Source organism: Veillonellaceae bacterium, assembly GCA_012523975.1.
Lineage (GTDB): Bacteria > Bacillota > Negativicutes > JAAYSF01 > JAAYSF01 > JAAYSF01.
On record JAAYSF010000092.1, the window covers coordinates 1 to 3,033 of the forward strand.

At 41.2% G+C, this 3,033-nt stretch carries 3 protein-coding genes; all 3 read right to left on the reverse strand.

All coding sequences use genetic code 11. The annotated features are described in order from the left end of the window. Window positions 1-73: 73 nt before the first annotated feature. From rfaE2 to GX348_12075, 3 genes are read right to left on the reverse strand one after another with little or no spacing between them, the layout of a single operon-like run. Entirely contained in the window at window positions 74-547 is a 474-nt protein-coding gene (rfaE2, locus tag GX348_12065; protein NLP42892.1) for a D-glycero-beta-D-manno-heptose 1-phosphate adenylyltransferase, read from the reverse strand. After that, complete coding sequence (locus GX348_12070; GenBank protein ID NLP42893.1) at window positions 528-1,538, reverse strand: carbohydrate kinase; 1,011 nt, start codon at window positions 1,536-1,538, stop codon at window positions 528-530. The genes rfaE2 and GX348_12070 overlap by 20 nt, the downstream gene beginning before the upstream one ends. Before the next feature lie 32 nt (window positions 1,539-1,570). Continuing rightward, complete coding sequence (locus tag GX348_12075; protein ID NLP42894.1) at window positions 1,571-2,995, reverse strand: LPS-assembly protein LptD; 1,425 nt, start codon at window positions 2,993-2,995, stop codon at window positions 1,571-1,573. Window positions 2,996-3,033: the final 38 nt, after the last annotated feature.

The following is a 3,033-nucleotide window of genomic DNA, read 5'->3' on the forward strand; positions in this document are numbered from 1 at the left end:
AGGTAAAGCATGAATTACATCGCCAATAGCGCTGAGCTTTATTATAAGGATGTTTTTGTAATTCATAAACACCTCATGGATTGCTGGTCTTTATCTTTTTTATTACGTTTGACGACGACCTACCCGGTACTTCGGGGATTAGCTCGATGCGTCCACCGTATTTTGCGACAATGCCTGCCTCTGGTAGGTCCTCAATCTTATAGTCTCCACCTTTTACATAGATTTCTGGTTTAATTTCGGCAATAAGGTTTTCAGCCGTACGCTCACCAAATAATATTACATAATCAACGCAGGCTAGAGCAGTTAGTACTTCGGCGCGATCTTCCTCATTATTTATCGGTCGTGTCGGACCTTTAAGGTTTCTAACTGATTCATCACTGTTAAGTCCGACAATCAGACAGTCGCCTAAATCCCTGGCAGCCGCAAGATAGCGTACATGTCCTACATGTAGAATGTCAAAACAGCCGTTGGTGAAGACAATTGATTTACCAGCGGCCTTTAACTTTGAAACAACACTATTTAGTTCTTCATGTGCAATGATTTTCATTATGCTCTCCTAGCGCTTGACGTAATTCGTCTGGCGTTGTAGTGGCAGTGCCAGGTTTCTTTACGACTACTCCGGCAGCGAAATTTGATAAACGGGCAGCGTCAACATAGTCTGCTTTGGCAGCCAAGGCCAGGGTCATAGCAGCTACTACCGTATCACCAGCACCTGTTACGTCATATACTTCACTTTTATTTGTAACCGGGATATGAGTATACTTGCCAGTTGCTTCAAAAAGTGTCATCCCGTCCGGCCCCTGAGTAATCAGCACAGCCTGAGCATTAAGGCGCTGAAGAATTGTCTTGCCAGCAGCGACTAGCGATTGACTGTCCAGCGATTCCAGCCCCACAGCCGCAGCGGCTTCAGATTCATTTTGTTTTACAACAATAACCCCGTTATAAGCCATTACATTGTAGCGCGAGTCAACAATGCATGGTATGCCTACTTCATTACAACAATCAATTGCTGTCCGGATAACCTTTGGCGATACAGAATGGCTGCCATAGTCACTAAGAACTACGGCAGACATATTGTTTATATTTGAATTGATATAATCTAATATCTGGTTTTCGACTTCTGGCGCAAGTGGGACTTTTTTCTCGCGGTCAATCCGCACAACCTGCTGGCGTACAGTTGCTTGACCGCCAGCCATGACACGAGTCTTTGTAATCGTAGGTCGATCATAATCCTCGATAAGACCTTCGGTTACAACACCTTTGCTATTTAAGACTCTTACAAGTTCCATACCGGCACTGTCCTGCCCAATCACACCGACGGCATAGACCTGGCCGCCAAGGGTAGCAACATTATGGACAGCATTAGCTGCACCACCGGGCACAACGGTTTCTCCCGCATGTTCAAGGATAAGCACCGGTGCTTCACGTGATATGCGTGAAATCTTGCCTTCAAGGTAAACATCCGCTACCATATCACCAATGACCATAATGTTTTTATTCTGCATTTTATCAATAATATTAAAGAGATTAACGAGCATCCACGTACTCCTTTATCAAACTTTTACTGTTATTACCACCTAGTAACAGTTACCTTCCAAACAAACTCTTCGCGTTTAGCACGATAGGTTAATGAAGACTGCCAGCAATGAAGATCACGATACCAAGTATAATCTTGATCATAAACTCGATGATTGTCTAAATCATAGCTTTGATTAAATGAAATAGTATTCAACCGATCAATCTTATATGAGAATCCGGCATCAAATTCCCGGCCGAGGTCAACATTATTATAGCTAAATAAACCGGTATGATTCTTAATATAATGATAGCCGACCCAAGTATTCAATCGCGATGAAAACTGTTTAGTCAGAGTTGCATCATATCTGAACACATTTCTGGCCGAGTCATCATAGCTTTCTAAAACTTTTTGGAAGCCCGTACCCAGATATAGCTTCATTGTATCATTAAGCTTAATTGGATCACCGCTAAAGTATAGGTTATAGTCTTGGTGCCAGCTTGTTTTGTAATCATCAGTCCATTTACCGTAAATTGCACTAAATGTATAGCTTATAGGTAAATTACCGAGTCGATGAGGATAATATTCAAATTTAAATTCAGGCTCTTTTTTTACCCAGTTATCATCATCGTCTTCCATTTCTCCATGAGTAACACTAAGGGAATATTTTCTTTCCCGGTTAACTACTCCATATGTTGGCTTAAATCCCGCTTTTGAATATAAGGCAATATCTGTAAATGCAGCAACATTACCTACTATAGGATATTCCAGGTATTGTTTTATATAAAATCCATCATCACTACTATACCCAACCCGCGGCATATCACTTTTGGCATCTTTTTTAAGTGACTTTTGATATTTCGGTAAGCTAAATATTACTTTATCTTTAATCCAAAACTTGGCACCATAAGCAATAAGTTTATCATCTGGCCATATTTCAATTTTCGAGGCACTGACATGATAATCCGGCACTTTTGCCGGACACATAGTCATCGTTCCACCATTAATGATAATTTCGTTGGCAGATACCATCTCAATATTATGGCCGGTAACCAACTGCTTGCCAACTTTTCCGGTCGCCAACTTCAAATTGCCGGTATTGTCTTTATAGTTAAACCGCAAGCCTCCGGAACCCACAAGATTAACTCCGGGTTGAGTTATTGTTGCTTCATGATCCGTCCAGACAATGCTTTCTTTAGTATTGCCATTAAGAAGATCAGAAGTCAATTTAACGTCATTCTGAGTAACAAGAACATTACCTTTTGCAAAAACCTGTCCCGTCGAATCACTGAAGGAAAGCTCGTCCCCTTCAATAGTAATAGGCGCTTGAGATTTTGCCGCTGTATCCGATTTTGTTGAAGTCGATTTCTTTTTATTGTCCTCTGCGGCTTTTTTATCGGCTGCATAGCTAGGCATTGTTGAGCCAAAAACCATAATCAGTGCCAGCAGGCCGAAAAGAGCCTTTTTTGTATCAAACATAGTTATCTCCTGTCTAATTATTAGAAATTGACGGAGAT